We start from the raw sequence: 26229 nt of genomic DNA on the forward strand, positions 1-26229 counted from the left end.
AGGGTCCATAGTCAGTGCAGCCTGCTCCTTGGCGGGTCGGAATGAGAGACCGGGGAGTACCGGGTCGGGGGAGAGTGGATTGGAGGATGGACGAGGACCTGCGAGGAAATGAACGGATCTCCTGGCATTCGCGCCCCATCGAAGAGGTTTATGAGCGTCTCTGCACCGGGCCTTCGGGGCTGTCGGAAGATGAGGCAGAAAAACGGCTGGAACAGTACGGCCCCAACGTCCTCCCCGCGAAGAAGCCCCCGGGTGTCCTGATCCTCTTCCTCCGCCAATTCAAAAGCCCGCTAATCTATATTCTCCTGATAGCCGCCGTAATATCCTATCTGCTGCAGGATGTCAAGGACGCGGCATTTATCCTCCTGGTAGTAATGCTCAATGCCGCTATCGGACTTGTGCAGGAGTGGAAAGCCGAACAGAGCGCACACAAGCTCGAGAAGCTCCTGCACATCACGGCACAGGTCCATCGAGCCGGGCACGACCGGCGGGTTGACGCCACCCTGCTGGTCCCGGGCGACCTGGTCTCCCTGGAATCGGGCGACCGGGTACCGGCAGACCTGCGCCTTACCCATTCCGCCCACCTTTCGGTCGACGAGTCGATTCTCACGGGTGAATCGATAACGGTGGAGAAGTCCCTTCCGGTCCTGCCCGGATCGACACCCCTCCCGCAAAGGTCCAACATGGTCTTTGGCGGGACCACAGTCACCAGCGGGCGAGGGGCAGGGGTTGTCACCGCTACCGGAATGCAGAGCGAGGTAGGGGCTATCGCCGAAGCCGTCGCCACCACCGAAGCTGCGAAACCGCCATTGATCGCCAGGATGGAACGGTTTTCCCTCCGGATAGGACTACTCGTGGTGGGCGCGAGTGTCCTGATGGCTGCGATATCCCTCTCTCGTGGAGCCCCTCTCGCGGAAGTGTTCTTTCTCGCGGTAGCGCTGGCAGTGTCGGCGATCCCTGAAGGACTTCCCGTAGCCATTACCGTAGCCCTCTCCATAGGCGCTTCACGGATGGCGGAACGAAACGTCATAATTCGCCGGCTCGCCGCGGTCGAGAGCCTGGGAAGCTGCACGATGATCGCCACGGATAAGACCGGGACCCTCACTGTGAATCAGCAGACGGTTACCAGGATAATTCTCCCCACGGGTTCGGAATTTTCAGTCACCGGTACGGGATATTCGGGATCCGGATCAATCCTCTCCCCCGAGTCGGCGCCTCCCGGAGAAGAGGACCTGGAACGGATAAAGAAAATGGCGCGAGCAGCGGCGATCTGCAACGAGGGAAGTCTGTACTCTGAGGGAGACCGCTGGATCTCCTCCGGCGATGCGATGGATGTGGCGCTCCTCGCGTACGGGTATAAAGCCGGGATCGAACCCGACCGGGTACGGGGCGATCTCCAGATTCTTCACGAAATTCCCTATGAACCGGAACGACGGTACCAGGCTGTATACTTCCGTGAGGACGGGCAGGTCAGGATCGCGGTAAAGGGGGCGGTAGAGACGCTTATTCCGTATTGCGTATCATCCGGAGGGAAGGAGTGGGATGCTCCCCGCGATACCGCGACCGTCGAGGTCTTGCACCGATCCCTTACCCGCCAGGGATTCCGGGTGCTGGCGGTTGCGGAGGGCACTCTTCCGGAACTTCCCCCGGAACCACTGGAACTCGAGGTCGTCCGTCCGCCACTCACCCTGCTGGGGCTCGCGGGGTTTATCGATCCTCTCAGGCCGGATGTCCCCGATGCGGTCAAGCGGTGCAGGAACGCGGGGATCGAAGTGGCGATGATCACCGGGGATCATCCCGATACCGCGCTTGCTATCGCCAAAAAACTGGAGATCGCCGACGACGAGGGGCGGGTGGTGACCGGTACAGACCTTGATTCCCTCGGTTCATCGGATATCCCCGAATTCCTCCGTAAGGTCGATGAAGGCCGGGTTTTTGCCCGGGTGAGCCCGCTGCAGAAACTCCAGATCGTAAACGCCATGATCAGGAACGGCCATTTCGTCGCGGTTACCGGGGACGGGGTGAACGATGCCCCAGCGCTCCGGAGAGCGAATATCGGGGTGGCGATGGGCAGCGGGAGCGATGTGGCGAAAGACACCTCTTCCATGATCGTGACCGACGATGATTTCTCATCGATCGTATCCGGAATCGAAGAAGGGCGCTTTGCCTACGACAACATAAGGAAGGTGACCTATCTTCTCATCTCCACAGGGTTTGCAGAGATCATTCTCTTTACGCTCGCACTCCTGTTCGGGCTCCCCCTCCCTCTCTTCGCCGTACAGTTGCTCTGGCTGAACCTTGTGACCAACGGGATACAGGACGTTGCGCTCGCGTTCGAGAAAGGAGAACCCGAGACCATGTCCCGGCCGCCCAGGAGACCTGACGAGGGGGTATTCAATCGCCTCATGGTCCGGCAGACGGTCCTTTCCGGGATGGTGATCGGAATCATCGCGTTCTCCACGTGGTTCTGGCTGCTCCACGAAGGATGGGACGAAGCATTGGCAAGGAGCATGCTGGTGCTGCTCATGGTGCTCCTTGAAAACTTCCATGCCCTGAATTGCAGGTCGGAGTACCGGTCTCTCTTCAGCATTCCGCTCCGGAACAATTACCTCCTCATAGGCGGGATCGTCATGGCACAGGCGGTACAGATCGCAGCGATGAATATCCCTTTTATGCAGGAGGTACTCCAGATCGGCCCGGTCTCACTCGCTGACTGGGCCGTTTTCCTAACCCTTGCCTCCCTGGTCCTGGTGGTGATGGAGATTTTCAAGTGGAACATGAGAAGACAGGGACATCCGGGGAGCGGCAGGCAGGACGGAGACAGGCCGTCGGCTCCTGGGATCTAGCCTGATCCTTGTCATCAGGTACCAGAAAGGACTTTTACCCTTCTTTACCCACCAACCATCATGGCGAAAGGTAACTTCTGGCTCGGGGCACTCGTCGGGTTCATCGTTATGATAATCCTGAATTTTCTCCCTGTCCTGGGCCCTATCATCGGGGGTTTCGTTGCCGGGATCATCGCCCGTGGAGGATGGTGGAACGGGGCGAAGGCAGGGTTCGTCGCCGGCATCTTCGGTGCGATCGTGCTCGGTATCATCTTTACCGTGGGCGGGATGATCTTTCTCGGCATCTTTGGTTTCCTGGGGGGGCTTGGGCTATTGGTGATATTTATCGCCCTGGCTCTCTACAGCGCTCTCCTGGGACTGGTCGGCGGGGCACTCGGCGGACTGATCGCGAAGTAAATTGGTATATCATTTTTTTTGGCGATACTCACTATCGCCTGATTCTAATGTTAATCCCCGGAGACGGGACCCTGACACAGGGATTCACGGGACCCGATAGTCGGGCTTGGTGAACGGATGGCGGGACATCGAATCCGGTACCGGGCTCCCGGCCGCCTTTCCGGATCTGGCAAGGCCGTTCTCATATCGGGGAAATTCCGCGATATTTCAGCGATTGAGCCAATGAAACGCCTTTTCCACGAATTGTTTCGCATCCTGTCCGATACAATCGCCGTGGGCGATGATCAGTCTGTCAAAGTCCCAGGAAAGTAGTTTCTCCAGAGATTTCCTGGCTGCATTCCGGTTGATAAAGGATAGCCTGATGTCGAGCGGGACGCCGCCGTGCGGTTCTGCGACGCCTGCCATTCTGATCAATGCGTTGCGAAAGGGGCTGCCCTTCACCAGGGGATGAACCTGAATGAGATCATCCAGGATGACCGTGTGCGATTTTTTATGAAAGAAGAAGATTTCCTCGATGAGAGGGTTGCCCCTGAACGCACACTGATCGATATCATCCGACCAGCCGGAACCCGGTATGTCCCCCAGGATTCCGGTCACGGGAAAGGACCCTTTTTTCAAGGTGAACGGGGTGGGCCGTGGAACCCACAACTCCGCCCCGGGAAACAGGGTATGCCATTCGTCCAACCGCCAGACGTGCCTCGGGGTTGCTGCAATGAGATAACGGACCGCTCCCAGACCGGTGATTCGTTCGAGCATATCAAATGGCAAGGACACGGGGGAATCCACCCATAACGAACCGTCAGAGAGCTTCACGACGGTCATGCGGGTCGTAAAAGTTACTCCGGAGTCCCGGACGGGCGGCCCGTCAATGATCCACACATCCTCTGCAAATGATTCAAAGCCGGACATTTTTGCAATGCCTCTTACAGTTGCCGGGACTTTAATATACTCATTAAGAGTAAGAAGCGGTGATTTTTCGTTCCCGGGTAACACTGCATCAGTCGGAGAAAAAATGAAATCCTGAATGAAAACGCTCAGTAATTCTCGCACCACAGTTCGAAGTATGCCCGTGGATGCGTGCAGACCGGGCAGTTGAGGGGGGCCGAAGTGCTCTCCAGGACAAACCCGCAATTCCTGCATTTCCAATGGACCGGGGTGTCTCGCTTGAATACGCGGTCCTCCTCAACATCCTCGAGGAGTTTTCGGTAACGGCGTTCGTGGTAGGACTCCACCTTCGCCACCTGCCTGAAGGTATTGGCAACGTCCGGAAACCCTTCTTTTTCGGCAGTATCGCCAAAGCCGGGATAAAGCGTGCCCCATTCGAAATGCTCCCCGTCTGCTCCTGCCCTGAGGTTCTGTGCGGTGCTGCCGATGACCCCTCCGGGATAGGCGGCGGATATTTCCACCATTCCGCCCATCAGGTGGGTAAAAAAGAGCTTCGCATGCTCCTTCTCGTTGTCGGAGGTCTCGAGGAAGATCGCGGATATCTGTTCGTATCCCTCTTTCTTCGCGACGCTCGCAAAGAACGAGTACCGGGTCCGGGCCTGGGACTCCCCGGCGAATGCGGCGAGGAGGTTCTTCTCCGTCCGGCTGCCTTTCAGTTCCATGGGATCTGATCCACCCGGAAATCGAAAAAAGGTATGTTTTTTCTTTGGATCCCGGCGTGGCGGGAATGATCCCTTGAACAACCGGTATCCTGGGCAGGTTCACCAAAAAGCCCTAATCAGGACGAATTAAAATGAGGTGCCCGATCAGCACGCAGGTTTCCCGGCGTCCTTCTTCTGCCGGTCCTTCTCCTGGTAGCCTTCCAGGAGCACAGTACAGACGTTCTTCACCGGCCGATCGGTATGGCCGCTGAGGTGGAACTCGCAGAACGGGCAGGAACTGATCACGATCCCGGCCCCGGTCTTCTCGATCTCCCGCCGACGGTTTTCGGCAAGTGCGGCGGCCTCTTCCGGTACTCCCGACCGGACACCGCCTCCGGATCCGCAACAGATTGATGGCATTTCGACGAGGTCCACTACCTGGGTGATCAGCTCCCTGGGCTGGTTCCTGATCCCCTGGCCCCGGAGGAGGTGGCAGGGGTCGTGATAGGTCGCCTTCACCGGGAGGCGTGCGGGGGGTTCGATCCCGCATTTCGTGAGCAGTTCGTTGATGTCTATCACCCGGAAGGGGAGGTTTTGATAGTCATGCTTCATTGTGGACCCGCACCCGGCGCACATGGTCACCACAGTATCGATCTTCCGGAACGCGTAGGCGTCGATGTTCCTCCGTTTCAGAGTGTCCAGGAAGTCGACCTGCCCGGTCCTGATAAGGGGCGAACCGCAGCAGACCTGCTCCTTGGGAATTATAATCCGGAAACCGTTTCTCCGGAGCACCTCCATCGCGTTCAGGGCTGTCTTCGGGAGGCGCTGGTTGTACATGCAGCCCACGAAGAATCCCACGGTCCCTTTCAGTTCCCCGTACGGCTCGAGGACCTCGGGGACTTGTTCCAGGAAGGTGGGCTCGGTCCGGTCGACGCTCCTTCCAGTCTCCCTGACCATCTTCGCCACCTCCTGGTGCCGGGGGAGGGTCAGACCTTTCTTGTTGGCCATCGCCCGGAGCTTCTCGATTGCCTTCCCCGGCATCTCGATCTCCTTGGGGCAGACCTTCCAGCAGGCCTGGCATGAGGTACAGGTGAAGAGTCCGGAGTTCACCGCCTCGGTGACCCGGTCGCATCCGTCACGGGGGTCGAGGGCCAGGCGGGTGTCCTGCCGCATGGCGGTGGGCCCTGCGAACTCTATTACCTGGAGGGCGGGGCAGACCGAGACGCAGGCCATGCACTCGATGCAGCTCCGGAGCGGTTTTAAGAGATCCACCTCTTCCATATTCGGCATGCGGAACTCCGCACCCGGAATAAGGCGGGGAAGAGCCCGGATATAGGGCTTTAAGTCCACCACGAGGTCGCGGGTAATGGGGAGGTTGAGGGGTTCGATGACCATCCCGTCCTTTGCCTCTTCCATGCATGCGAGGGCCGGCTCGCCGTTCACCCGGAGCGCACAGCTCCCGCACTGGCCCGACTCGCAGCAATAACGGTAGCAGAGGGTGGGGTCGATCTCGTCATGGATGGCATGGAGCACGTGGAGCACCCTTGCCCCGTCGTTCACCTGCACGGTGTAATTCTGGAAATGCGGCTCCTTGTCGTGCACGGGGTCGAAACGGAAAACCCTGGCGCTGATCTCCTTCATTCCCACACCCCCGTCTCGATCCCTTCCCGGTCTTTCGCGAGATATGTGTGCTTATACGGGGAATGCTGGACGTCCCAGGCCTGGGTCACGTCCCTCCTCACGTGGGCGCCCCTCGACTCTTTCCGGAGCAGGGCCGCCCGGCAGACGAGGGAGGCGGTGAGCAGCATGTTCTGGACGGTGCAGCACTGGACAAGGTTCTCGGGTGTCGCGGCCCGGAGCCGGAGCGTTCCAAGGTGGTTGATGATACCTGCGGTCTTTGCCAGTCCCTGTTCCGTCCGGAATATCCCCGCTCCTTCCCACATTGCGGTCTGGAGGGACCGCGTTACATGGAAGGGATTGGTGTCCCCGGTAAGGAATCCATCTAGCCGGGCCTGCTGGGCCCCGATCTGGGCTTCGTCGATACGGCGGCCCCTGATCTCCGCTTTGCCCGCCGATTCGCCTGCCCTTTTTCCGAATACCTGGGTATCCGCGAGCGCGTTCCCCCCCAGCCGGTTTGCGCCGTGTACCCCCCCGGTCACCTCTCCGCACGCATAGAGCCCGGGGAGGGTAGTCTCAGCCCGGGGGCTGATCCTCAGCCCTCCCATCATGTGGTGGGCGGTGGGGGCCACTTCCATCGGTTCATCCCGGATATCCACCCCGAATTTTTTAAACTGCTCGAGCATCACCGGGAGCCTGCTCTCGATCTGGTGCCTCGGGAGATGGGTCACGTCGAGGTGGACTCCTCCATGGGCAGTCCCCCGCCCCTCCAGGATCTCGGTCGCGATTGACCTGGCGACCACGTCGCGGGTGGAGAGTTCCATCCGCTCGGGGTCGTACATTTTCATGAACCGTTCACCGAGGCTGTTCTTGAGGACCCCTCCTTCACCCCGGACCGCCTCGGTGACCAGCCGGCCTCTCGCATCGTAGGGGTATACCGCGCCGGTGGGATGGAACTGGACCTGTTCCATGTCGATGACCTCCGCCCCCGCCCGGTAGCCAAGGGCGAACCCGTCGCCGGTCCCCGAGGAGGAGTTGGTGGAGATATCGTAAATTCGGGTCCCCCCGCCGGTGGCGAGCACTACGCTGTCGGCGGAGAATATGACCATTTCTCCCTTGCGGTCGAGCCCGACCGCCCCGTTCACCCTGCCCTCATCGGTGAGCAGATCGATCACCGTGACCTCGTCCTCGATCTCAGCGTCTGTCGAGGCCAGGCGGTCCATGAGCGTCATCATCATCTCGTGGCCGGTCCTGTCCCCTGCGTAGCAGGTGCGGGGAAACCGCTGCCCGCCGAAGGGCCGCTGGGCCACCTCGCAGCAGTCGGTCACGTCGAAGACCGCACCCCAGTGGAGAAGGTCGTCCATTCGCTGCGGGGCCTCGTCGACCAGGATCCGGACGAGTTCCCGGTCGTTTAAGTAGCCTCCCCCCTTGAGCGTGTCCTCGTAGTGGATCTCGCAGGAGTCTTCTTTCCTGAGCACCGCATTGTAGCCCCCTTCGGCCATGGGGGTGCAGCCACCCTTTCCGGCGATGGTTTTAGAGACCAGGAGTGTTTCCCCGTAGTTAGAGGCCTCGATCGCTGCCCGGACTCCGGCCCCTCCGCTGCCGATAATCAGGACGTGGTAATCCCTCACACAATCAGAACGCATCTTATTATTTCATGCGGCCTATACTTACATAAATAGATGGTTAAAGGACAGAGTGAGCCAGAATGAGATTTTTAATGAAATTTGGCGGAACATCCGTTGCCGACGCAGACAGCGTCACGCAGGTGGTCGACATCGTGGAACGCCACTACCTGCGCGATGATGAGGTCGCGGTAGTAGTCTCTGCGCAGCGGGGAGTAACCGACCAGCTCATCGCGATCGCAGAGGAGATCGTGAAAAGCCAGGATACCAGTACCATCGGGTCCTTCATCCACTCGCTGCGGGTGAGGCATGAGAAGGTGCTCAACCAGGTCGCCGGGGACTACGCATCCGAGGCCTGCAAGGAGATGGAAAACCGTCTCGCCAACCTGGAGAACATCCTCGACGCGGTCCACCACCTCAGGGAACTCACTCCCCGCTCACGGGACTACATCATCACCTTCGGGGAGCGGCTCAACGCCCTGGTGGTCTGCGCGGCATTCCGGCAACGGGGGATCCCTTCCACTGTGCTCGACGGGTGCGAGGCCGGGATCGTCACCACCCCGCAGCACGGGGAGGCGATGGCGCTCCCCGCGAGCGACGGCAGGATCAAGAGCCGGCTGCTCCCCCTGCTCACCGAGATGGTTCCGGTGGTGATGGGGTTCATGGGATGCACCGAGAACGGGATCATCACCACGCTCGGGAGGAGCGGCTCGGATTACTCGGCGGCCATACTGGGCGCAGGGATAGACGCGGACGAGATCTGGATCTGGACCGACGTGGACGGGATCATGACCTCGGACCCCCGGGTGATCGACAACGCCCGGGTACTCTCCACCATCTCCTACCTGGAGGTCATGGAACTCTCCTACTTCGGGGCGAAGGTCATGCACCCCCGCTCCATCGAGCCCGCGATGAGAAAGAACATCCTGGTGCGGGTGAAGAACACCTTCAACCCCGATCATCCGGGGACCTGCATCGTGCATCATGAGAAGCGGGATACCCGTGTGGTAAAGGCCCTTACCTACATCGACAAGGTCGCGCTGGTCAGCATCTGCGGGGCCCAGATGATCGGCCGGCCGGGGGTGGCCAAAATGATCTTCTCGGCGCTCGCGGACGCCGAGGTGAACGTGATGATGATCTCCCAGGGCTCCTCGGAGGCGAACATCACCCTGATCATCGACGAGACCCAGCTGAATATCGCGAAGGTGGCCCTGACCGCACTGGTCAAGCAGGGGATGGTCAGGGAAGTGACCACCAACAGGGACGTCTGTGCCGTTGCGGTGGTCGGCTGCGGTATGGCAGGAGCACGGGGGACCGGGGGCAGGATATTCACCGCGCTGGGCGAGGCGGGGATCAACGTGATGATGATCTCCCAGGGCTCATCCGAGGTGAACATCTCGTTCGTGGTGGACCAGGCCGACGGTCAGAAGGCGATGAGGACGCTCCACGACGAGTTCAGGCTCTCCGAGGAAGACGATGAGTAAGGTCCATACCTACCGGGAGGCAGGGGTCGATATCGACCTGGAATCCGAGGCGATCGGGTCTCTGGTGAAGAACCTGACCTATCGCCGGAAGGGCGACCACACGATGATAGGCGGCGTCGGCCATTTCGCCGGCCTGATGAGGTTCGGGGAGAAGGTCCTGGCCATGACCGTCGACGGGGTGGGGACCAAGATGCTGGTCGCGGACCGGCAGAAGGACTGGACCACGGTAGGGATCGACTGCATCGCAATGAACGTGAACGACCTCTACGTGATGAACATCGAACCGATCTCCTTTGTCGACTATATCGCCACCGACTCCCTCGATAAGGAGAAGATGGCCCAGATAGGAAAGGGGCTCGACGAAGGGGCGCGGCAGGCCAACATCGATATCGTCGGGGGAGAGACCGCCACCCTGAAAGGCCTGGTGACCGGGCTCGACCTTGCGGGCACCTGCCTGGGGGTCCAGGACCGGGACAAGGTGATCACCGGAGAGAAGATCCGCCCGGGCGACCTGATCTTCGGTATTCCTTCCACAGGGGTACACAGCAACGGGCTCACCCTGGCCAGGAAAGTAGTGGAAGAACATTCGGCCTGGGACAGGAAATTGCCGGGCGGCGAGAGCATCGGAGAAGCGCTCCTCACCCCGACACGTATCTACCACCCCGTGCTCCGGGTAACCGCAGAGGCGGAGATCCACGGGATGTGCCACATTACCGGCGGAGGGCTGCTCAATTTCCGCCGTCTTTCACGGTACGGATTCCGGTTCACCGATCCCCTGGAACCCCAGGAGATATTCTCCTGGATGAAGGAGACGGGGAGGATCCCGGACGAAGAGCTTTACCGGACCTTCAATATGGGGATGGGGTATGCATTCGTAGCCCCGGCATCGAGCATGGATGCGATAAAAAAGACGTTCCCGGACGCAAAAAGAGTCGGGGAGGTCACCGGGGAGCCGGGGATCTTCCTTCGCGACCTGGAAATCAACTGAACTTTTTTTATTCTTCGATTTCGCACTCTTCGACGACTTCGATCGGAGTCACTTTGGCCTTGTCCGCGAGTATGGCGGAATTCCCGGTGAGATCGTCGATGATCAGGGTTACCGGGAGGGTCCCCGCCCGGACCTGCTCGAGCTGTTTCTTGATGGCGAGCGCTTTTTCCTGTTCCTCCGGGTCGTCCTCGTTCCAGCAGATCAGGTTATCGATGACCGTCTCAACCCTGCAGATGACCCCCTCTACGTTGGAGACAAAACCCTCGCATGCCGGTCCGGGGTCAACCCTCACCCCGAGCTCCGGGATCCGTATGATCCCGGTGGTGCTCCGTACTACCCGGACGTTGAGATCTTCTTCCGATTCGACCCGCAGTTCCCAGCGTGACGGCTCGGCGTTCTCGAGGAGCTGGGTCTCTGCAAAACGCCACCCGCAGGAAGGACAGCACGCGGAAATTATCAGGATCCCTTTAAAATAGGGTATATTTTCGGTCTGGTACAGGTATTCGATATCGGCGTTGCACACCGGGCAGGGACCGGGAACGGCTGTCCGCACCTAGACGACCCCGCCGATCTTATCCCGCGAGATCTTGACCGACATGGGGGTTATTACCACGTAGCGCTGGTCTCCAAGACCGATAATGTCCCCGTTCACATCCTTTGCAACTTCTTTTAAGTCTTTTAACACCCGCTCGTACATCACTTTGTCCATCTTCAGCCTGGCGATGTCGACAATGACGATGTTCCCGTTATAAACCTCGTCCTTTATCTTCGGGCTGTCCTTGATATCTCCGATGGTGGCGATCTTGACGAAGAGGGCGGGCGCCGAGGATTCAGCCTCTTCGTATGCTTCCAGATCGAGGTCCATATAATCGTCCTCGGAGGTGGGGGTACTCCTGCCAAGAAGGGTGTCCAGAAACTTTACCATAGAGAAACTTGTTATTTGAATTTTATTTAATAGTATCTATTCTCTAAACCGGCGAATGGGTATCCGGGCCCCGATATGGGGCGCATAAACCCATGACATCCCGGCTCCCGCACGGGACCCGGTCAGAACTCGATGTTCCAGATATCGTCGCCGACGTAATGGAAGGTTTTCACCACTTTCCCGGTGGTCTTTTCGCGCATCTCCGGTGCGTCCATCAGCGCAATCCCGAGAGCAATCGGTTTGCCGTGCCGTTCTTCGACTATCTGGACCGGCCCCCCCTCCCGGATATCTTCCGTCACCGCAACGACTCCCGGGCGCATCACGTCCGCACCGTTGATCACATACGAGACCGCCCCGGTATCTACCGTGACCCTGCGTTCCGGGAAAGACCGTTCCAGGGCTCCCCGGAGCGAGGGGAACAGGGTCCCTTTGTACTCGAGGAGGAGCGGTTTCTTCCCGATAAGGTACATGACCACGTCCCCGCTGGTCTCCACGATCTCCAGACGCTCGTCGCGGAACAGCTCCGCTGAAGCCCCGATCTCGCCCGCGAGACGGGAATAAAGCTCCTGTATCTGTGATTTTCTCAGGATATGGCGCTTTCGGGGAATTATCTTCGGCATCCAAAGGTAATTTGTTCCGTGGGGAGAAAAAAGATCCCATCATGACGGGGGATCGGAAGATCGAAACATTTCCGCCGTAATTTATTCACCGGGGAAGGAAGGTCGGTATATTTATCTATACTCCTTGCGCACATATATTACTCCAAAGAGAATGAAAAGGGTATAAGAATGACCAAACGTCCGTTAGATATTTTGGACCAGGTGCTCAACCGCCAGCCGGTGATCGTATCTCTCAAAGGCGGGAGGGAACTCCGGGGCATCCTGCAGGGTTACGATGTGCACATGAACCTGGTACTGGACAAAGCGGAAGAGGTGGAGGCAGGGCAACCCAGGAGCCTTGGAACCCTCATCGTCCGCGGTGACAACGTGATTTATATTTCTCCCTCAATGGACTGATCGGAAGGTGAATTAACAATGTCAAAAGGCACACCCTCAATGGGAAAGAGGCAGGGCAACGTACACATCGCCTGCCGCCGCTGTGGAAGCGTATCCTACCACCGGAGACACAAGGTCTGTTCTTCCTGCGGATTCGGGAAGAGCACCAGGATGAGAAAATACCAGTGGCTGACCAAAAGGCCAAAAATCCCAACCCACTAGAATATTATGTGCGGTATCGTTGGCATCAGGGATGCTGGCGGTGTTTCATTCTCCATATACTATTCCCTGTACGCGCTCCAGCATCGTGGCCAGGAGAGCGCGGGAATAGCGACTTTTGATGGCACCAAGCTCCACAAGCACAAAGCCCAGGGGCTTGTGGCCGAGGTCTTCGACCCCGAGATCCTCTGCAGCCTTGAGGGAAACGTAGGGATCGGGCATGTCCGGTACCCTACCACCGGGGCGAACAGGCCCGAGAACGCACAGCCTTTCAACTTCTTCTTCAGGGACCGGATAATCTCGATCGCACACAACGGGAACCTGGTCAACGACCGCGAGCTCCGGGACGAGTTCGAGGCGAAAGGCCAGATCTTTTCCACCACCACGGATACCGAACTGATCGCGAAGCTCCTGATCGACGAACTGGGGAACTCGGGATCCATCGAGGATGCGGTGCACCGGTGTATGCGGGACCTCCAGGGGTCCTACTCGGTCGTGATGATGATCGACGGGGTACTCTTCGGGTTCCGTGATCCCCTCGGAATTAAGCCGATGTGTCTGGGAAAGACCAAAGACGGCTACATCATGGCCTCCGAGAGCGTTGCGGTAGACGCCCTGGGGGGGACCTTCATCCGCGACATCTACCCCGGAGAACTGGTCTGTATCGACGAAGAGGGCCTCCGGAGCATGCAGATCGCCCGGGCCGGAAGGAGGGCGCACTGTATTTTCGAGTACATCTATTTCGCCCGGGCGGACTCGGTCCTCGACGGTAAGCTGGTCTATGACGTCCGGAGGACGATCGGGAAGAAACTCCACGAGGAGGCACCGACATCCGCAGACCTGGTGAGCCCGGTCCCGGACTCGGGAACTGCCTACGCCATCGGCTACTCGCAACGGTCGGATATTCCCTTCGTGGAGAGCCTCATGAAGAACCGGTACATGGGGAGGACCTTCATCATGCCCTCGCAGACCGAACGGGAGAAAGCAGTGAGGATCAAGCTCAATCCTATCAGGGAGTTCCTCGCGGACCGGTCGGTGGTGCTGGTGGACGACAGCATCGTGCGGGGGACCACCTCCCGGAGGATAATCGGGATCATGCGCGATGCGGGGGCCCGGGAGATCCACATGCGCATCGGGTCCCCCGCCATCAAGGCCCCCTGTTACCTGGGGGTTGACATGCCCACGAGGGAGGAACTAATTGCGAGCGATAAGGAAGAGGAGGAAGTGAGGAGGAGGATCACCGCCAACACCCTGCACCATATCTCGCTGGCGGCGCTGGTCGAGGCGATAGGGTGCGATCACCGCAGCCTCTGCACGGGGTGCCTCACCGGGTGCTATCCTGTCCCGATCAAGGGTGAAGTATCAGAGCCCGTGCGCATCGAATTCCTCGACGGGACCTACCAGACCAAACTGGAACGGTTCGAATCGGAATAATTTTTACGGCTCTTTAACCCTGTAGACATCCTCGATCTCTTTCATTTATGATCGTGTTCTCAAGACATGCCAGGGCAGTTTACGAACACAAATTCATAGCATATGACGCTCCTGGGGCTGCGCCCTGCCGCTGCAGCGCCCCGACAGGATATGCGTGAACTATCGCAGGTCAGAGGATCTTTTTTATTTATCCGATATTGAGCGATATCAGCCCAGGTTAAACTCTTTCAGGAGATATCGCGCTGGGGGGTGCCTCATTAGCGGGGGCGAAGCCCCCCTGGAACGTCGCGGGGTAAGGATGTCAACAAAGCCGGATTTTTTGGTATAGTTTCACAGTAAATGTTTGGATAACGGTTGCTGCTCGCCGGGCCGGGCCAGCAATCCCGGAACCATCCCCTGGCCTTCGTTATCATGGGCGGCCGGGGAGGATCTGAGGGGACGAAACCGTCCCGGGCAAATTCACCTGACCTGCGGTGAGGGTTTTTCATGAACGCATACATGCGGGTACTTGGAGAATTCAAGAAAAGATCGGGAGTGTGCGATAGTTCCATAGCGAGGGATGGATTTGAACCATCGATCTACGGGTTATGAGCCCGTCGGGATATCCTGACTACCCCACCTCGCTCCGTCTGGGAGTTAATATATTCACAATCCGGCGTGATATAGTTTACTGGCAGGACCGGGGATATTGGAACGGAGGGGAAGATCCTTTAATAATCCCCGCCATGAAGAGAAGAGTACCATGGAGGACGATGAACTGCAGAGTATCCGGGAACAGAAGCTGAAAGAGATGGAGAACCGGATTTTGCAAAAGGATCAGGCGAACGTCCCGGCGAAGGTCGTCCCCGTGGACCAGGCCGGTTGGAACGACCTGATCCGGAAGAACCAGTTCGTGGTGGTGGACTTCTGGGCGGAGTGGTGCGGCCCGTGCCGGATGGTCGGACCGGTAATCGAGGAGCTCGCCGTAGAATATTCCGGAAAGGTTACATTTGCCAAATGTAATACCGACCAGAACCAGAAGCTCGCGGTGAACTTCGGGATCTCCGCCATCCCCACCATAATGCTCTTCGCCCGGGGCCAGATGGTGGACAGGATCATCGGGGCCTATCCCAAGGATGCGATAAGAAAGAAAATTTCCCGTGCATTCGGGGTATGAAGGTTTTTACGAGGAATCTGGATGAAGGGTAACGAATCGGTTATCGTGGGGCTCTCCGGCGCGAGCGGTATAATCTACGGGATCCGGCTGCTGGAAGTGCTGAAGGATCTCGGGATAGAGCGCGACCTGGTGATGACCGCGACAGGGGAAGAGATGGTGACCATCGAGACCGGCCGGACCCCGGCCGAGGTCAGGGCGCTGGCCAGCCGGGTTCACGAGAGCGACGATTTCACCTCCCCCCTCGCGAGCGGGGGATTTTTGAACCGCGGGATGGTGGTCATCCCCTGCAGCATGAAGACCGTTGCCGGGATCGCCTGCGGGTTTGCGGACAACCTCCTCCTCCGGGCGGCGGACTGCACCCTGAAGGAGGGGAGACCGCTGATCATCGTCCCCCGTGAGACGCCGCTGAACAGCATCCACCTCAAAAATATGCTTACGCTCGCAGAGGTGGGTGTCACAATTCTTCCCGCAGCCCCGGGGTTCTACCACCGGCCCAGGACGATTGATGACCTGGTGGACCACGTGGTCGGCAAGGTGCTGGACCGGATGGGGATCGCGCACCATCTCTACCACCGGTGGAGAGAAGAAGGATAAGGTCGGGATGAGCAAAAGGGAGCCCCTTCATTTCGAAATCTTCAGCTGTTACATTTGTATTTTTTTAATAGGACAGGACAGGGCATTCCAGGGAATAATCCGGTGACGCTCCCGGAGCTGTCGCCCCGCCGCTGCGGCCCCTCGCAGAGGATATCCGTGGAAATGACTGGATTGTTGACTACAAAGATATGGTAGTTCTGTTGATTGGGAGATCACCATCATAAATTGTTCAGAAAATTACATCTTCCAGTGCAAGTTCCGGATCCGCCGCCGGGGCGTCCTTCGGGGGCGGCGGAACCATCGTGTGGATTTTTGGGGGCGACAGTCCCATTTGTTCACTACTTACATCAAAATGGGAAAATCACTGCATTAAAAATTCATTTCTCGGCTATCTTCTCGAGTAGCATCCGGATTGACCGGAGTTCCCCGAGGAGTTCGCCGGGGATTGCAGGTGCCGGAATCCCGGATGAGACGGCGCCCACGGTTCCGTCAGTCGCTCCTCCGGCCATCCTTGTCTCCCGGATCATGGTGCGGATAGTCTCACGGAGTTCCTCCGCTTCGACTATCCCTTCCATAGTGATCTCGGCCTTTGCCTGCCCGGAGAACCCGGCGGTCTGGATCTTGATCAGGGAGAAGCCGAGGTACCGCATCAGCGGTCCCTGGTAGATGTCGATGTTGGTGATCCGGTCGTAGGGTACGATCCCGGTCTGGCGGAACCAGACTCCCCGTTTCCAGGTCACTTCGTCGTCTTTCAGCTCGAAGAATATTGTCCTGTAATATTTTCCTACCCAGAAGAGGTACACCCCGATGACCACCAGAAGCACTACGACGATTACGGCGAGCAAGGGTGGGATTCCGGAAAAATATCCGACGGCAAGCAGGACGCCCCCGATGACGACCATCAGGAATACGAAGAGGATATGAAACATGGTCACGATTGAGGGCGACGGTTTGAACGGGGTAAACAGCGGAAAGTGCGGAGATTTCATGGAGGTCACCAGGTCCCGGTCATACGGATTCCGGTTTTTGTTTTTACCCGGGAGGAGATAAAACCACGGAGGTCTTCGTGGAGACCGATCCGGACCGGTCGTCATCAGGTATCTTGTAGGGCGAGAAAACATCCGTAAAAGGCCGTAAAAAAGGAAAAAATTTTGTCCTTTTGCCATCCTCGATCACTTTCGGTATGAATATATTTTCAATGCTTCGTCTGGTTTGGTTTAAGGACGCGAATCGATAATATATGACGCTCCCGGGGCTGCGCCCCGCCGCTGCGGCGCCCCGACAGGATATGCCTGAACTGTCGCACGTCCTTGATCTTTTCTATTTTTTTTAATATTGAAGCGATATCAGCCAGGGTTACACTTTAACCAGAGATATCGCGCTGGGGACTGCCGTAGTGGCCGGGGCGAAGCCCCCAGGAACGTCACATGGTTAGGATGGGAATGGAGCCAAAAAGATTTAAAAAATTATGCAGGGGCCGGCTGTACCCCGCACCGTCCCGCCCTGAACTGGAGGATGGCGATTGCGAGCGCGGATATCGGGAGTGCGATCACCAGCGGGTCGATGGCGCTCCAGGGATAGCCGAGAACGCTCGTGGTCCCGAGCATCGCCTGGGAGAGGCCGAACACGGCGGCATAACGGGAGTTCACGAAGAGCGCCCAGATGAACCATGCGATCGCACCGAGCACGAGGCTTACCTTCGCCGCGGTGGGATCGGGTTTTTTGCAGTAGACCGCAACGGCAAAGACCGGGAGGAACGCGGAAGCGCAGAGCCCCATGAACATGGCCGTGGCAATCGCGATGATACTTCCCGGCATGAGGAAGGCGACGATCACCGAGACGACGATCATCACAATCACCCCGATCTGGTTGGCCTTAAGGGAGAGTGCGCACCCGCGGCCCCTTCCCCAGATGTCGCAGATAAGCGCGGTCCCCATGGTATGGAACAACGAGCTCAGCGTAGACATCGCCGCGGCGAGCAGGGTCACCATGAACAGGACCACGAACCAGTCTGGCATGGCCAGGTTGATGAAGAGGGGCATGATGGAGTCCACGTTCCCTCCCGCGGCGGCGACCGCGATCTGGCCCATGGTCTGCTGGAAATATACGTTGGTGAGCGCCCCGACGGTGAAGGCGACCCCGGTCATCATCAGGATGAAAGGCCCTCCCACGAGGACGGCCCGGTTCAGGGACCGGTTGTCCTTTGCGGTCATGAACCGCACCACCAGCTGGGGCTGCGCCAGAACCCCGATACCGACTCCCAGCACGAGGGTGGTGATCAGGGTGAACCATATCGGCGAGCCGAGTTCCGGCATGGTGGTCCAGCCTGTCATCCCCTGGTCCGCCAGTTTGGCGGGCACCAGGTTTGCCATCGCGGTCAGGGCTGAATTGGCCGTCTCGACCCCGCCGAGGATGAAGTAGGTCGCTATGATAAGGATGGTCATCCCCACCAGCATGATAGTCCCCTGCACGGCATCGGTGTACATCACGGCGATCAGCCCCCCGAAGATGACGTATACCGCGACGATGATGGCAAAACCGATGAGTGATGCCTCGTAGGAGATACCGAGGGTCTGCTTGATGAACTGCGCCCCTCCGATCAGTACCGCAGCGGTATAGAGGGGCATCCCGACGATGATCACCAGGCCGGAGACCACCTGCATGAACTGCGACGAGTAGATCTTTCCCATCAGATCGGGGAAGGTGACTGCCTTCAGCCGGTGGCCGATCTCCCGGGCCCGTTTGCCGAAGATCACGAAGGCGAGCAGGATCCCCACCCCGATATTCAGCACCGTGAGCCAGATCAGGCCCATTCCCAGGTTTGCAGCCTGGCCACCGAACCCCACGATTGCCGAGGTGGAGATGAACGTGGCCCCGTACGAGAGGGCGATGACCACCGGATGGGCCTTTCTCCCTGCCACAAGGTAGTCCTCCGCCCCTTTTGTCCGTTTGTAGCCCAGGTATCCCAGGCCGAACATGATGACGATGTAGATCGCGGTGATCGTGACCAGCCAGAATGTGCTGACGGCCACCGCTACTCACCCCCCTTGTTCCAGTTGAGCAGTCCGTATACTATGCATGCCAACGCAAGCCCGATGGCAAGCAGATAGGCGATCCATATCTGTGGGTCGGGAATTCCGAGCATAAGTAACACCTTCGGTAAACTCCGGATAGTGCCTTTACAGGGGTACCCGGGGGAAAAAACCGGGCCCCCTACCTAAAGAGGAATGCGTCGCTGCGCTGCAGGAGAGAAGAACAGTATGTATCCTGTGCGACAGACATTGGGTTTACCTGATTACAGGTCTTCCCGACGATATATATCATTTTCTGATTCCTGCGGATACCGGGGTGACCGGTCACCGAAAAGAGATATGTCCGTGCGCCCAATAGAGGGTGAAAGACTTTGCAACGCGTGTTTGAACGCCTCCATGAGTCGCTGCAGGAGGTGCTGGTGCACCGCCTGGGGTGGGACGACCTCCGCGAGGTGCAGGAGAAGACCTATCTCGCGGTCGCCGGGGGCAATGACGTGCTGGTTATCGCCCCCACGGCGGGGGGGAAGACCGAGGCGGCCCTCATCCCGGTTACCGACGGGATCCTCTCGGGAGGGTTGCCGGGAGTCGCCTGCATCTACCTCTCCCCGTTGAAGGCCCTTATCAACGACCAGGAAGAGCGTTTCAATGCCTTCTCTGTCCCATGCGGGCTGGAAGTTGCGAAATGGCACGGGGACGTCCCCAAGGGGGACCGTTCGTGGGCAAGGGGCGAGCCGCCGCACTTCCTGCTGATCACCCCGGAGTCGCTCGAGGTGATGCTCCAGGAAGAGAACCTTACCAGCGACCTGAAATCCCTCCGCTACGTGATCATCGACGAGGTGCACGCGTTCGTGGAGTCGGAACGCGGGGTTCACTTAAAAGTCCTCCTCGACCGCCTCGACCGGTGCGCGACCCACGACGTGCAGCGGATAGGACTTTCGGCTACGGTGGGGAATCCGGAAGAGATCCTCTCCTGGCTCTCCGGGGGACGGGGAGGAAAAGAGCTGGTGCGGGTGCCGGTTCCTCCCCGGGAGAAACACTTCTCGTTCGTGGTGGAAGGCGACGAACAGGGCCGGATGCAGGCACTCGCCGGTGTGATCGCCGGGAAAAAGGCCATCGTCTTCGTGAACAGCAGGAAGGAGGCCGAAGAGATCTCCCGGGCCCTGAAGGGGAGGGTGGAGCACCTCTCGGTCCACCACTCCTCCCTCTCCCCGCAGATGCGAAGGACCGCGGAGGAGGCCTTCTCCCGCGAGGGAAGCGCCTGCATCATCTCGACCAGCACGCTCGAGCTGGGGATCGATATCGGCGACCTGGATATCGTGGTCCAGGTGGGAAACCCCGGGACAGTCTCTTCGTTCCTGCAGCGGATGGGAAGGACCGGGAGGCGGGGGAAACCGCCTCATGTCGCGTGCGTGCTGAAAGACGGCTTCGAGCTCCTCTGTATGGTCGCGGTGATCGAGTGTGCGAGCAAAAAGGAGGTGGAACCGCTCATCCCCCAGGAGAAACCCTACAACGTGCTGGTGCAGCAGATATTCCTCGAAACGGTCCGTTCCCGCCGGACCTCGAAACGCCACCTCCTCGAATTTATCCGGGGGCTCACCCCGTTTTCAGGCATTCCGACGGAAGATGTCGATCTCCTGGTGGACCACCTGACCCGGGCGGGATTTTTCATCCGCGACGGGGACCTGCTCATGCCCGGCCCGGGAGCGGAGCAGATCTTCGGGAGGTCCAACTGGAAGGACCTTTACTCGGTGATCAGGGGAGGAGGCGAGTTCCGGGCGGTCACTCCCGACGGGGAGGTGGTGGGAAAGCTGGACTCCCGGTTCGTCGCCGCACGGGCCGGGGAGAGTTTCTCGCTCGGCGGGTCGAGCTGGACTATGGTGAAGAGTGACGAGTCCCATAACCTCGTGGTGGTGGTACCCGGCGGGGAACAGAAACTGGGGATATTCTGGACGGGGACCCGGGCGGGGATATCTCCGGTGGTCTGCCGGGCCATCCAGAGGATCGTAGCAAGGGGACATTCTTCCCTCCCGTTGCCGGACGAGCGGGCCCTTGACCTCGAGTCCGAGATCGGCGGGTTTCCACCGGTAAGGTCCCGGGGCCTCCACCTTTTCGAGAGGCCTTCCGCCAGGACCACCGAGGTGGTGGTGCAGAGTTTCCGGGGTGAGCAGTATAACGGGGTTCTTTCACGCATGCTGGGGCACTTCCTGGGAAAACCGGCGAGAATAAGATTTTCTGACCTCGACGTCACGATCTCCGGCCTGAAGCGGGATGACGGACTCGACCGGGTCCACCAGGCGCTCTCCGCGATCAAGGACTTATCCCCGGAGGACGCGGGAGAGATCCTCCCGCTCCCTGCCCCGGACCACTGGAAGTTCGGCCAGGCAATTCCCGGATCGATGCTCCGGGACATGGCGCTCGCGGATTACTACCACCTGGACCTCTTCTGCAGATCGATGGAGAAAGAAAAGATCTATCTTGTGGAGCCCGGGCCCCTTTCTCCCTGAAGAGATCAGGTCACCACCGCTTTCCTGAACCGCCAGAAGGCAAGAAGGAACATGATCACCGCGAAGAGCACCAGCACCAGCAGGGCGAACAAGAGTTCCATGGGGGTGGTGGTGTACTGGATTCCTATCGACTGGAAGTCCCCGCCTATCGCGAAGTAGCGTATCCCGATGACAAGGTAGGTGAGCGGGTTTGCCAGGGAGACCACCTGGAGAAATTCGGGAAAGGCGCTGATCGGGTAGAGGGCATTGCTCGCAAAGAAGATAGGCAGGGTGAGCAGGGTGATGATCCCCTGGAGTCCCTCGGGGCTCTCCAGCGAGATGGAGATCGCTGCCGAAAGGAAGAGAAAGCCCAGGGAAAAGACCCCCACGAAGAGGAGGATCCCGAGGATGGAGTAGACCGTCTGGAACGCGGTGTAACCCTTGAAGAACTCAGCCCCGATGATCAGCCCGAACACCATGATGATGATCGCCTGGATGAACGACTTGGTCATCCCGGAGAGGGCGATACCTACGATGATGTGGTCACGGGGGAGGGGGCTCGCCATGATCTCCCGCATAAGCCCCCAGTTCTTGTCGAAGAGGAGTACGATCCCTCCGAACAGGCTGGTGAACAGGGTGGTCATGGCGATCACCCCGGCGGCCATGAAGGTGAGGTACCCCACCGAAGGCACCCCGGGGATAGGGGGAAGGGTATTGGTGAGCCGGTTGAAATTCGACGACATGGCGATCCCGAAAAACGCCATCCACAGGGCCGGCTGTACCAGCGAGGAGATCAGGAGGGTCTTGAACCGGACGAAACGGAGCATGTCCCGCCAGTATATGGTGTAGAACCCGTATTTCACCGGGATCTCCCTCCTGCCTTCGATATGGCGCTCCCCGTCCGTTCAGCGCCCTCGTCTCGAAGTTCCCTCCCGGTAAAAGAGACAAATACGTCGTCCATCGAGGGTTTCTTCAGGTTCACCGTGCTGACCTGGACCCCCCTGCTCCGCAGTTCCTCGACCATTTGGGGGAGGAGTTTTGTCCCGTCCTCGGTCACCATTATCAAGAGCCCGTTTCCTTTCGGGGTGACTTCCTTCACGCTTCCCATATCCCTAAGAAGCGTTGCGGTGGCGGCATTATCACTCGTCTCGAGGTAGATCAGGTCCTTTCCAAGGGTGTTCTTCAGCTCCCACGCTCTCCCGGTAGTGATGATCTTCCCGTAATCGATAATGCTGATCCGGTCGGAGAGCTGGTCCGCCTCGTCCATGTAATGCGTGGTGAGGAAAATGGTGGTCCCCTCTTCGTTGACCTCCTTGATATAGTCCCACATCCTCATGCGGGTCTGGGGGTCAAGACCGATCGTGGGTTCGTCGAGGAAGAGCACCCGCGGCCGGGTCATCAGCCCCCGGGCGATCTCCAGCCTCCGTTTCATACCTCCCGAGAGGTGCTTGGTCAGGGTGTTGCGCTTGCTTTCGAGCTGGACCAGGTCGAGGAGCTCGTCGACCCGCTTTTTCAGCCTTTCGCGGGGCATCTCGTAGAGCATGCCGTGGAATTTCAGGATCTCCCCGCAGGTCATGTCCCGGTCGAGCGTCACCTCCTGGAATACAATCCCGATGGACTCCCGCACTTTTCCCGGCGAACGGGCGACATCGTACCCCGCGATGCTCGCGGACCCTTCCTGGAGTCTCAGCAGGGTGGTAAGCACGTTGATGGCCGTGCTCTTGCCCGCCCCGTTCGGCCCGAGAAAGGAGAAGATCTCTCCTTCGTCGACAGAGAAACTGATCCCGTCGACCGCCACGAAATTATTGTACCGGTGCCGGAGGCCCTCGACCTCGATAATGTGGCCGCTCATGCGCTCACAACCCTGATACGCGGCACTGCCTAATAGAGAGTGTGCATCCGTCGCGCAAAACGTTCTTCCTTCCTTACCGGGAAGCCTGCCGGAACGCGGTTTTCAGGCTCCCGTTGCACCGTATTCCGGGGGGGGGCAAAGATCCGGGATATGTTGCCTGCGAACCCCCGGCCGCATGGGGTTCATCCCTTTCCTCCTATCCTCCCGATGAGCCGGGCGACGTTTCGCGAAAAGACCCGGACGGTCTCCATCCCCTCCTCGTCGTTCCAGACCTCCCCGGGCGCAAACCCAAAGACCATGTTCCAGTAGTTGGACCCGGGGACGATCATCTCGTTGATCAGGAAGAACATCAGCATCTCCTGGACGGTCGCGGTATGCCCGCCCCTCCTGGCAACGGCGATGGGACCACCCACCATCCATGACAGGAACCGCTCGTTCGACATCGAGACCAGGCCTATGCGCTGCAGTGCGGCCATCACGTCACCCCGGGCCGTCCCGAAATACACCGGCGAGGCCACGATGAACCCGTCCGCATCACGAAGCTTTTCGATCAGTTCCGGGACGCAGTCCTCGAGGACGCAGTTCCCCTCTTCCCGGCAGCGGTAGCAGGCGGTGCAGGACTCGACCTTCTTCCCTGCCAGGGAGAAGATCTCCGCATCCAGTCCCTGGTCGCGGATTACCCTGGCACACTCTTCGGTTACCTGTGCGGTGTTTCCCTTCGGGCGCGGGCTCCCGCACAGGAGTAGTACCTTCCCTTTCATGATCCCTCCTCGCACGGGAAACGGATAATCATTGCCGCCCCGTAACGGCATCCGGAGTCCTGTGACCTGATCGCGGTTCAACCGTGTCGTAGTGCAACCGATCGCAAATCAATAGTATCGTATCTTCCCCTTCCCGCAATTCACGAAAACAGTATCTTCCCGGCGGGATTAAAGGGGTGAGATCTCCTGGATCGCCTTTACAAACACCGGCATGGAGGTGATCTTCTCGTAGATCTTCTTCCTCTGGCTTATGGGAGAACGTTCGTAGAGAAAGATGTGTATCGGCTCCCATATCGCGACCCACGACAGGATAAGGAGGATATTCTGCACCGCCTGGTTCTCCACGGTAGAAGGAAAGAGCGAGAGTGACTCCCGGATCAGGAGCGCAGCGACGAGGATGACGACCCCGACCACCAGGAATTTCCTCCCTGTCCGGAGCGTCCGCCTGAGTTCCCGCTCCCCGGCGGCGAGACGGTAATTGAAGTGATTATGGATCCCGCTCCGTATCGAGTCCTGGACATCCGGGGTTATTTTCGAGGGGGGGAGATACACCACTATCTCCATCGGCTCCTTGAGCGGAAAATCGTCGATGGCATTATAGATGTATTCCTCGGCAGCATGGTCGAGTTCGCGTTTCCGGAACGGGGAGGGGTCCAGGGAGTTATAAAGTTCCATGACGTTGTCGAGTACGATCTCGACCATGATCCTCCCCTCATGCTGACGATACAGCGATTTTATGTCGGTCATTCTGGTCTTTCCCCCAGGAGTCCGGAAACAGATGAGACCCCGGGTCCACTGTCAGGAGAGTGGTATGCAAGACCCGTTAATGAAGATTATGGGAACCGGGCACGACGCCGGTTCGAAGGATACAGGATATTGACATTCCGTTGGATGATTGGAAGGAATTTTTGACTCAAGGGTGCGGTGAGGTCACAACCGGAGGACCCTGGTACGCAGATGCCGGTGTGAGACGCACTGGCAGGAACTTTTCTTGCAGAACTCACACCCGGTAAGGCAGATTTTCTTTTTAAGCTCGCAGAAATGAGTCATTTTAAGGGAGGGGGCCTGCCTGGTGGTGACGATGGTGTCCTGACCATTCTCCCTGCAGGTTTCAGGCAATATCTCTGTAGTTGCCATGCTGATGTCTATACATATTTTAATAATTATATCTTTTGTACATAAAATATAGAGTTGTCATACTTTCTGTTCAGCAGGTCACGTGCAGGATGGCGACGTAAGAGCCAGTGGATCGTTTCATTTCCTGAAGAACCTCCGGGGTCGGAAGAACTACCAGCTGGTACCGGGATAGGATGATCTTTGCATCGGGAGTGATGGGAAGAGATCCGTACTGGCCTGTTCCTATATAGATCTGACCCGGCTGTTCCTCGGCGAGAAATCCGAGTTCTTTTTCAGACAGCGGAGTATGTTCGTACTGGTCCTTCAGACCTTTAGAGAGCTTTTTCTTCCTCTTTGTGATGCTCCCGTCGCTATGAATGATAATGTCATTCTCATAGACCTGATCGCCGATCTCGATCCACCCGAATCCGGTCTTCATTCAACACCCCGAGGAAAGGGATCATGAGAGGTCATATTTGAATCTTGTCCCGTATCGCTCCCCGCTCCTACCTCCACCCGATTCCGGATCCGGGACGCTATCTCACGTCCGCCTGGGACCCGAATGTCACCTCCCTCCCAGGCCTCTCCCGCGATCTCCATAGCCCGGACCGAGATATCCAAACATTCACCAGCCCGCACGACATCCTGAATGTCATGGCCGGAACCGACGGACCCGACAGGGATGAAAAATACGAGGAGCGGCTCTCCTACTATCTCGGTCTCCTCGCATCGGATAACCCGGGAGACCGGTGGAGAGCGATAGAAGTCCTGGCCAGGACCGGGGATGAACGGTCGATAGAGCCTGTAATCGCCGCGTTGCAGGACGAGGACTGGAGGGTCCGGCAGAAAGCCGCATGGGCGCTCGGCTATCTCGGAGACCCGCGGGCCCTGAAACCACTGCAAAGGGCGCTCGGGGACCGGAGGGAGGGGGTGGATGACATGATTTACGAAGCCATGGACCGGATCAAGAAGAAGATGGCGGATGCCCTCCGGGGGCAGGGGACGTAACCGGCCCTCCCTCCCTGCCGATGGTTATAAACAATTAATAGGAGGGGGAGGGAATAGTATGGGTACAGAAGGCCGGATTATTCGGCATAATCGTTTCCAGGGGAGAAAACCC

General features: G+C 58.6%; 27 protein-coding genes and 1 tRNA gene. 11 read left to right on the forward strand and 17 right to left on the reverse strand.

The genetic code is table 11. The features are described 5' to 3' along the window. The first annotated feature begins 86 nt into the window (after positions 1-86). Both J2741_RS08150 and J2741_RS08155 read left to right on the forward strand, forming a co-directional pair. Positions 87-2846, forward strand: a complete 2760-nt coding sequence (locus J2741_RS08150; RefSeq protein ID WP_209674687.1) for a cation-translocating P-type ATPase — start codon at positions 87-89, stop codon at positions 2844-2846. A 60-nt stretch (positions 2847-2906) separates the two neighbouring features. Next, positions 2907-3242, forward strand: coding sequence for a DUF5518 domain-containing protein (locus tag J2741_RS08155; protein ID WP_209674689.1), 336 nt, complete (start codon positions 2907-2909; stop codon positions 3240-3242). Positions 3243-3449: 207 nt separating this feature from the next. Here J2741_RS08155 and J2741_RS08160 read toward each other — a convergent pair whose 3' ends face one another. From J2741_RS08160 to tfrA, 4 genes are all read right to left on the reverse strand, one after another. Then, a complete protein-coding gene (locus J2741_RS08160; protein ID WP_209674691.1) occupies positions 3450-4382 on the reverse strand; it encodes a DUF4336 domain-containing protein in 933 nt (310 codons plus the stop codon). Further along, positions 4277-4849, reverse strand: coding sequence for a rubrerythrin (rbr, locus tag J2741_RS08165; RefSeq protein WP_209674693.1), 573 nt, complete (start codon positions 4847-4849; stop codon positions 4277-4279). The genes J2741_RS08160 and rbr overlap by 106 nt, the downstream gene beginning before the upstream one ends. A gap of 144 nt (positions 4850-4993) precedes the next feature. Then, complete coding sequence (gene tfrB, locus J2741_RS08170; RefSeq protein ID WP_209674695.1) at positions 4994-6469, reverse strand: fumarate reductase (CoM/CoB) subunit TfrB; 1476 nt, start codon at positions 6467-6469, stop codon at positions 4994-4996. Next, positions 6466-8091 (reverse strand): fumarate reductase (CoM/CoB) subunit TfrA, encoded by a 1626-nt coding sequence (tfrA, locus tag J2741_RS08175; RefSeq protein ID WP_209674705.1) that lies wholly within the window; start codon positions 8089-8091, stop codon positions 6466-6468. The genes tfrB and tfrA overlap by 4 nt, the downstream gene beginning before the upstream one ends. Positions 8092-8165: 74 nt before the next feature. Between tfrA and J2741_RS08180 the strand changes: the two genes are divergently transcribed. Together J2741_RS08180 and purM are read left to right on the forward strand one after the other, a co-directional pair. After that, positions 8166-9554, forward strand: coding sequence for an aspartate kinase (locus tag J2741_RS08180; protein ID WP_209674707.1), 1389 nt, complete (start codon positions 8166-8168; stop codon positions 9552-9554). Next, positions 9547-10542 carry a phosphoribosylformylglycinamidine cyclo-ligase gene (gene purM / locus J2741_RS08185; RefSeq protein WP_209674709.1) on the forward strand — a complete coding sequence of 332 codons (996 nt, stop codon included), beginning with the start codon at positions 9547-9549 and terminating at the stop codon, positions 10540-10542. The genes J2741_RS08180 and purM overlap by 8 nt, the downstream gene beginning before the upstream one ends. A gap of 7 nt (positions 10543-10549) precedes the next feature. Here the strand turns inward: purM and J2741_RS08190 are convergent, their stop codons facing one another. The 3 genes from J2741_RS08190 to J2741_RS08200 all read right to left on the reverse strand — a co-directional run bounded on the left by J2741_RS08190 (position 10550) and on the right by J2741_RS08200 (position 12087). After that, positions 10550-11095 carry a ZPR1 zinc finger domain-containing protein gene (locus J2741_RS08190; RefSeq protein WP_209674711.1) on the reverse strand — a complete coding sequence of 182 codons (546 nt, stop codon included), beginning with the start codon at positions 11093-11095 and terminating at the stop codon, positions 10550-10552. Then, entirely contained in the window at positions 11096-11467 is a 372-nt protein-coding gene (locus J2741_RS08195) for a cell division protein SepF (RefSeq protein ID WP_209674713.1), read from the reverse strand. Positions 11468-11589: 122 nt separating this feature from the next. Continuing rightward, positions 11590-12087, reverse strand: coding sequence for an RNA-binding protein (locus tag J2741_RS08200; protein ID WP_209674715.1), 498 nt, complete (start codon positions 12085-12087; stop codon positions 11590-11592). Between the two features lie 168 nt (positions 12088-12255). On the opposite strand from J2741_RS08200, the gene J2741_RS08205 reads away from it, so the two are divergent. From J2741_RS08205 to purF, 3 genes are read left to right on the forward strand one after another with little or no spacing between them, the layout of a single operon-like run. Then, on the forward strand, positions 12256-12483 hold the full coding sequence (locus J2741_RS08205) for an LSM domain-containing protein (RefSeq protein WP_209674716.1): 228 nt from the start codon (positions 12256-12258) through the stop codon (positions 12481-12483). Between the two features lie 18 nt (positions 12484-12501). Further along, positions 12502-12684 (forward strand): 50S ribosomal protein L37e, encoded by a 183-nt coding sequence (locus tag J2741_RS08210; RefSeq protein ID WP_209674717.1) that lies wholly within the window; start codon positions 12502-12504, stop codon positions 12682-12684. A 6-nt stretch (positions 12685-12690) separates the two neighbouring features. Next, a complete protein-coding gene (purF, locus tag J2741_RS08215) occupies positions 12691-14115 on the forward strand; it encodes an amidophosphoribosyltransferase (protein WP_209674718.1) in 1425 nt (474 codons plus the stop codon). Positions 14116-14665: 550 nt separating this feature from the next. On the opposite strand, the gene J2741_RS08220 is transcribed toward purF, so the two are convergent. After that, positions 14666-14740: transfer RNA gene (locus J2741_RS08220), tRNA-Met, on the reverse strand. Positions 14741-14857: 117 nt separating this feature from the next. Between J2741_RS08220 and trxA the strand changes: the two genes are divergently transcribed. Both trxA and J2741_RS08230 read left to right on the forward strand, forming a co-directional pair. Next, a complete protein-coding gene (gene trxA / locus J2741_RS08225; protein WP_209674719.1) occupies positions 14858-15271 on the forward strand; it encodes a thioredoxin in 414 nt (137 codons plus the stop codon). Positions 15272-15292: 21 nt separating this feature from the next. Next, positions 15293-15865, forward strand: coding sequence for a UbiX family flavin prenyltransferase (locus J2741_RS08230; protein ID WP_209674720.1), 573 nt, complete (start codon positions 15293-15295; stop codon positions 15863-15865). Between the two features lie 377 nt (positions 15866-16242). On the opposite strand, the gene J2741_RS08235 is transcribed toward J2741_RS08230, so the two are convergent. The 3 genes from J2741_RS08235 to J2741_RS13115 all read right to left on the reverse strand — a co-directional run bounded on the left by J2741_RS08235 (position 16243) and on the right by J2741_RS13115 (position 19010). Then, positions 16243-16854 (reverse strand): PH domain-containing protein, encoded by a 612-nt coding sequence (locus tag J2741_RS08235; protein WP_209674721.1) that lies wholly within the window; start codon positions 16852-16854, stop codon positions 16243-16245. Positions 16855-17331: 477 nt separating this feature from the next. Then, positions 17332-18897, reverse strand: a complete 1566-nt coding sequence (locus J2741_RS08240) for a sodium:solute symporter family protein (RefSeq protein WP_209674723.1) — start codon at positions 18895-18897, stop codon at positions 17332-17334. Positions 18898-18899: 2 nt separating this feature from the next. After that, entirely contained in the window at positions 18900-19010 is a 111-nt protein-coding gene (locus J2741_RS13115) for a symporter small accessory protein (protein WP_342452271.1), read from the reverse strand. Positions 19011-19277: 267 nt separating this feature from the next. Between J2741_RS13115 and J2741_RS08245 the strand changes: the two genes are divergently transcribed. Next, positions 19278-21401, forward strand: a complete 2124-nt coding sequence (locus J2741_RS08245; RefSeq protein WP_342452272.1) for a DEAD/DEAH box helicase — start codon at positions 19278-19280, stop codon at positions 21399-21401. 5 nt (positions 21402-21406) lie between these two features. On the opposite strand, the gene J2741_RS08250 is transcribed toward J2741_RS08245, so the two are convergent. The 6 genes from J2741_RS08250 to J2741_RS08275 all read right to left on the reverse strand — a co-directional run bounded on the left by J2741_RS08250 (position 21407) and on the right by J2741_RS08275 (position 25548). Next, on the reverse strand, positions 21407-22243 hold the full coding sequence (locus J2741_RS08250) for an ABC transporter permease (RefSeq protein WP_209674727.1): 837 nt from the start codon (positions 22241-22243) through the stop codon (positions 21407-21409). Further along, on the reverse strand, positions 22240-23232 hold the full coding sequence (locus tag J2741_RS08255; protein ID WP_209674729.1) for an ATP-binding cassette domain-containing protein: 993 nt from the start codon (positions 23230-23232) through the stop codon (positions 22240-22242). Before J2741_RS08255 ends, J2741_RS08250 begins: the two co-directional genes overlap by 4 nt. A gap of 182 nt (positions 23233-23414) precedes the next feature. Next, positions 23415-23993 carry a flavodoxin family protein gene (locus J2741_RS08260; protein ID WP_209674732.1) on the reverse strand — a complete coding sequence of 193 codons (579 nt, stop codon included), beginning with the start codon at positions 23991-23993 and terminating at the stop codon, positions 23415-23417. Between the two features lie 168 nt (positions 23994-24161). Continuing rightward, positions 24162-24740 (reverse strand): hypothetical protein, encoded by a 579-nt coding sequence (locus J2741_RS08265; RefSeq protein WP_209674734.1) that lies wholly within the window; start codon positions 24738-24740, stop codon positions 24162-24164. A gap of 183 nt (positions 24741-24923) precedes the next feature. After that, on the reverse strand, positions 24924-25130 hold the full coding sequence (locus tag J2741_RS08270) for a hypothetical protein (protein ID WP_209674736.1): 207 nt from the start codon (positions 25128-25130) through the stop codon (positions 24924-24926). A 70-nt stretch (positions 25131-25200) separates the two neighbouring features. Further along, on the reverse strand, positions 25201-25548 hold the full coding sequence (locus tag J2741_RS08275; RefSeq protein WP_209674738.1) for a hypothetical protein: 348 nt from the start codon (positions 25546-25548) through the stop codon (positions 25201-25203). 215 nt (positions 25549-25763) lie between these two features. Here J2741_RS08275 and J2741_RS08280 point away from each other — a divergent pair, with 215 nt between their 5' ends. After that, positions 25764-26117 (forward strand): HEAT repeat domain-containing protein, encoded by a 354-nt coding sequence (locus J2741_RS08280; protein WP_209674740.1) that lies wholly within the window; start codon positions 25764-25766, stop codon positions 26115-26117. The last annotated feature ends 112 nt before the right edge of the window (positions 26118-26229 follow it).

Origin of the sequence: Methanolinea mesophila (genome assembly GCF_017873855.1) — an archaeon.
Lineage (GTDB): Archaea > Halobacteriota > Methanomicrobia > Methanomicrobiales > Methanospirillaceae > Methanolinea_B > Methanolinea_B mesophila.

Bases quoted from the DNA above. Each gene is read 5' to 3' on its own strand.
- J2741_RS08150 (WP_209674687.1), top strand. From the start codon at position 87: ATGGACGAGGACCTGCGAGGAAATGAACGGATCTCCTGGCATTCGCGC.
- J2741_RS08155 (WP_209674689.1), top strand. From the start codon at position 2,907: ATGGCGAAAGGTAACTTCTGGCTCGGGGCACTCGTCGGGTTCATCGTT.
- J2741_RS08160 (WP_209674691.1), bottom strand. From the start codon at position 4,382: ATGCAGGAATTGCGGGTTTGTCCTGGAGAGCACTTCGGCCCCCCTCAA.
- rbr (WP_209674693.1), bottom strand. From the start codon at position 4,849: ATGGAACTGAAAGGCAGCCGGACGGAGAAGAACCTCCTCGCCGCATTC.
- tfrB (WP_209674695.1), bottom strand. From the start codon at position 6,469: ATGAAGGAGATCAGCGCCAGGGTTTTCCGTTTCGACCCCGTGCACGAC.
- tfrA (WP_209674705.1), bottom strand. From the start codon at position 8,091: ATGCGTTCTGATTGTGTGAGGGATTACCACGTCCTGATTATCGGCAGC.
- J2741_RS08180 (WP_209674707.1), top strand. From the start codon at position 8,166: ATGAAATTTGGCGGAACATCCGTTGCCGACGCAGACAGCGTCACGCAG.
- purM (WP_209674709.1), top strand. From the start codon at position 9,547: ATGAGTAAGGTCCATACCTACCGGGAGGCAGGGGTCGATATCGACCTG.
- J2741_RS08195 (WP_209674713.1), bottom strand. From the start codon at position 11,467: ATGGTAAAGTTTCTGGACACCCTTCTTGGCAGGAGTACCCCCACCTCC.
- J2741_RS08200 (WP_209674715.1), bottom strand. From the start codon at position 12,087: ATGCCGAAGATAATTCCCCGAAAGCGCCATATCCTGAGAAAATCACAG.
- J2741_RS08205 (WP_209674716.1), top strand. From the start codon at position 12,256: ATGACCAAACGTCCGTTAGATATTTTGGACCAGGTGCTCAACCGCCAG.
- J2741_RS08210 (WP_209674717.1), top strand. From the start codon at position 12,502: ATGTCAAAAGGCACACCCTCAATGGGAAAGAGGCAGGGCAACGTACAC.
- purF (WP_209674718.1), top strand. From the start codon at position 12,691: ATGTGCGGTATCGTTGGCATCAGGGATGCTGGCGGTGTTTCATTCTCC.
- trxA (WP_209674719.1), top strand. From the start codon at position 14,858: ATGGAGGACGATGAACTGCAGAGTATCCGGGAACAGAAGCTGAAAGAG.
- J2741_RS08230 (WP_209674720.1), top strand. From the start codon at position 15,293: ATGAAGGGTAACGAATCGGTTATCGTGGGGCTCTCCGGCGCGAGCGGT.
- J2741_RS08235 (WP_209674721.1), bottom strand. From the start codon at position 16,854: ATGAAATCTCCGCACTTTCCGCTGTTTACCCCGTTCAAACCGTCGCCC.
- J2741_RS13115 (WP_342452271.1), bottom strand. From the start codon at position 19,010: ATGCTCGGAATTCCCGACCCACAGATATGGATCGCCTATCTGCTTGCC.
- J2741_RS08255 (WP_209674729.1), bottom strand. From the start codon at position 23,232: ATGAGCGGCCACATTATCGAGGTCGAGGGCCTCCGGCACCGGTACAAT.
- J2741_RS08260 (WP_209674732.1), bottom strand. From the start codon at position 23,993: ATGAAAGGGAAGGTACTACTCCTGTGCGGGAGCCCGCGCCCGAAGGGA.
- J2741_RS08265 (WP_209674734.1), bottom strand. From the start codon at position 24,740: ATGACCGACATAAAATCGCTGTATCGTCAGCATGAGGGGAGGATCATG.
- J2741_RS08270 (WP_209674736.1), bottom strand. From the start codon at position 25,130: ATGGCAACTACAGAGATATTGCCTGAAACCTGCAGGGAGAATGGTCAG.
- J2741_RS08275 (WP_209674738.1), bottom strand. From the start codon at position 25,548: ATGAAGACCGGATTCGGGTGGATCGAGATCGGCGATCAGGTCTATGAG.
- J2741_RS08280 (WP_209674740.1), top strand. From the start codon at position 25,764: ATGGCCGGAACCGACGGACCCGACAGGGATGAAAAATACGAGGAGCGG.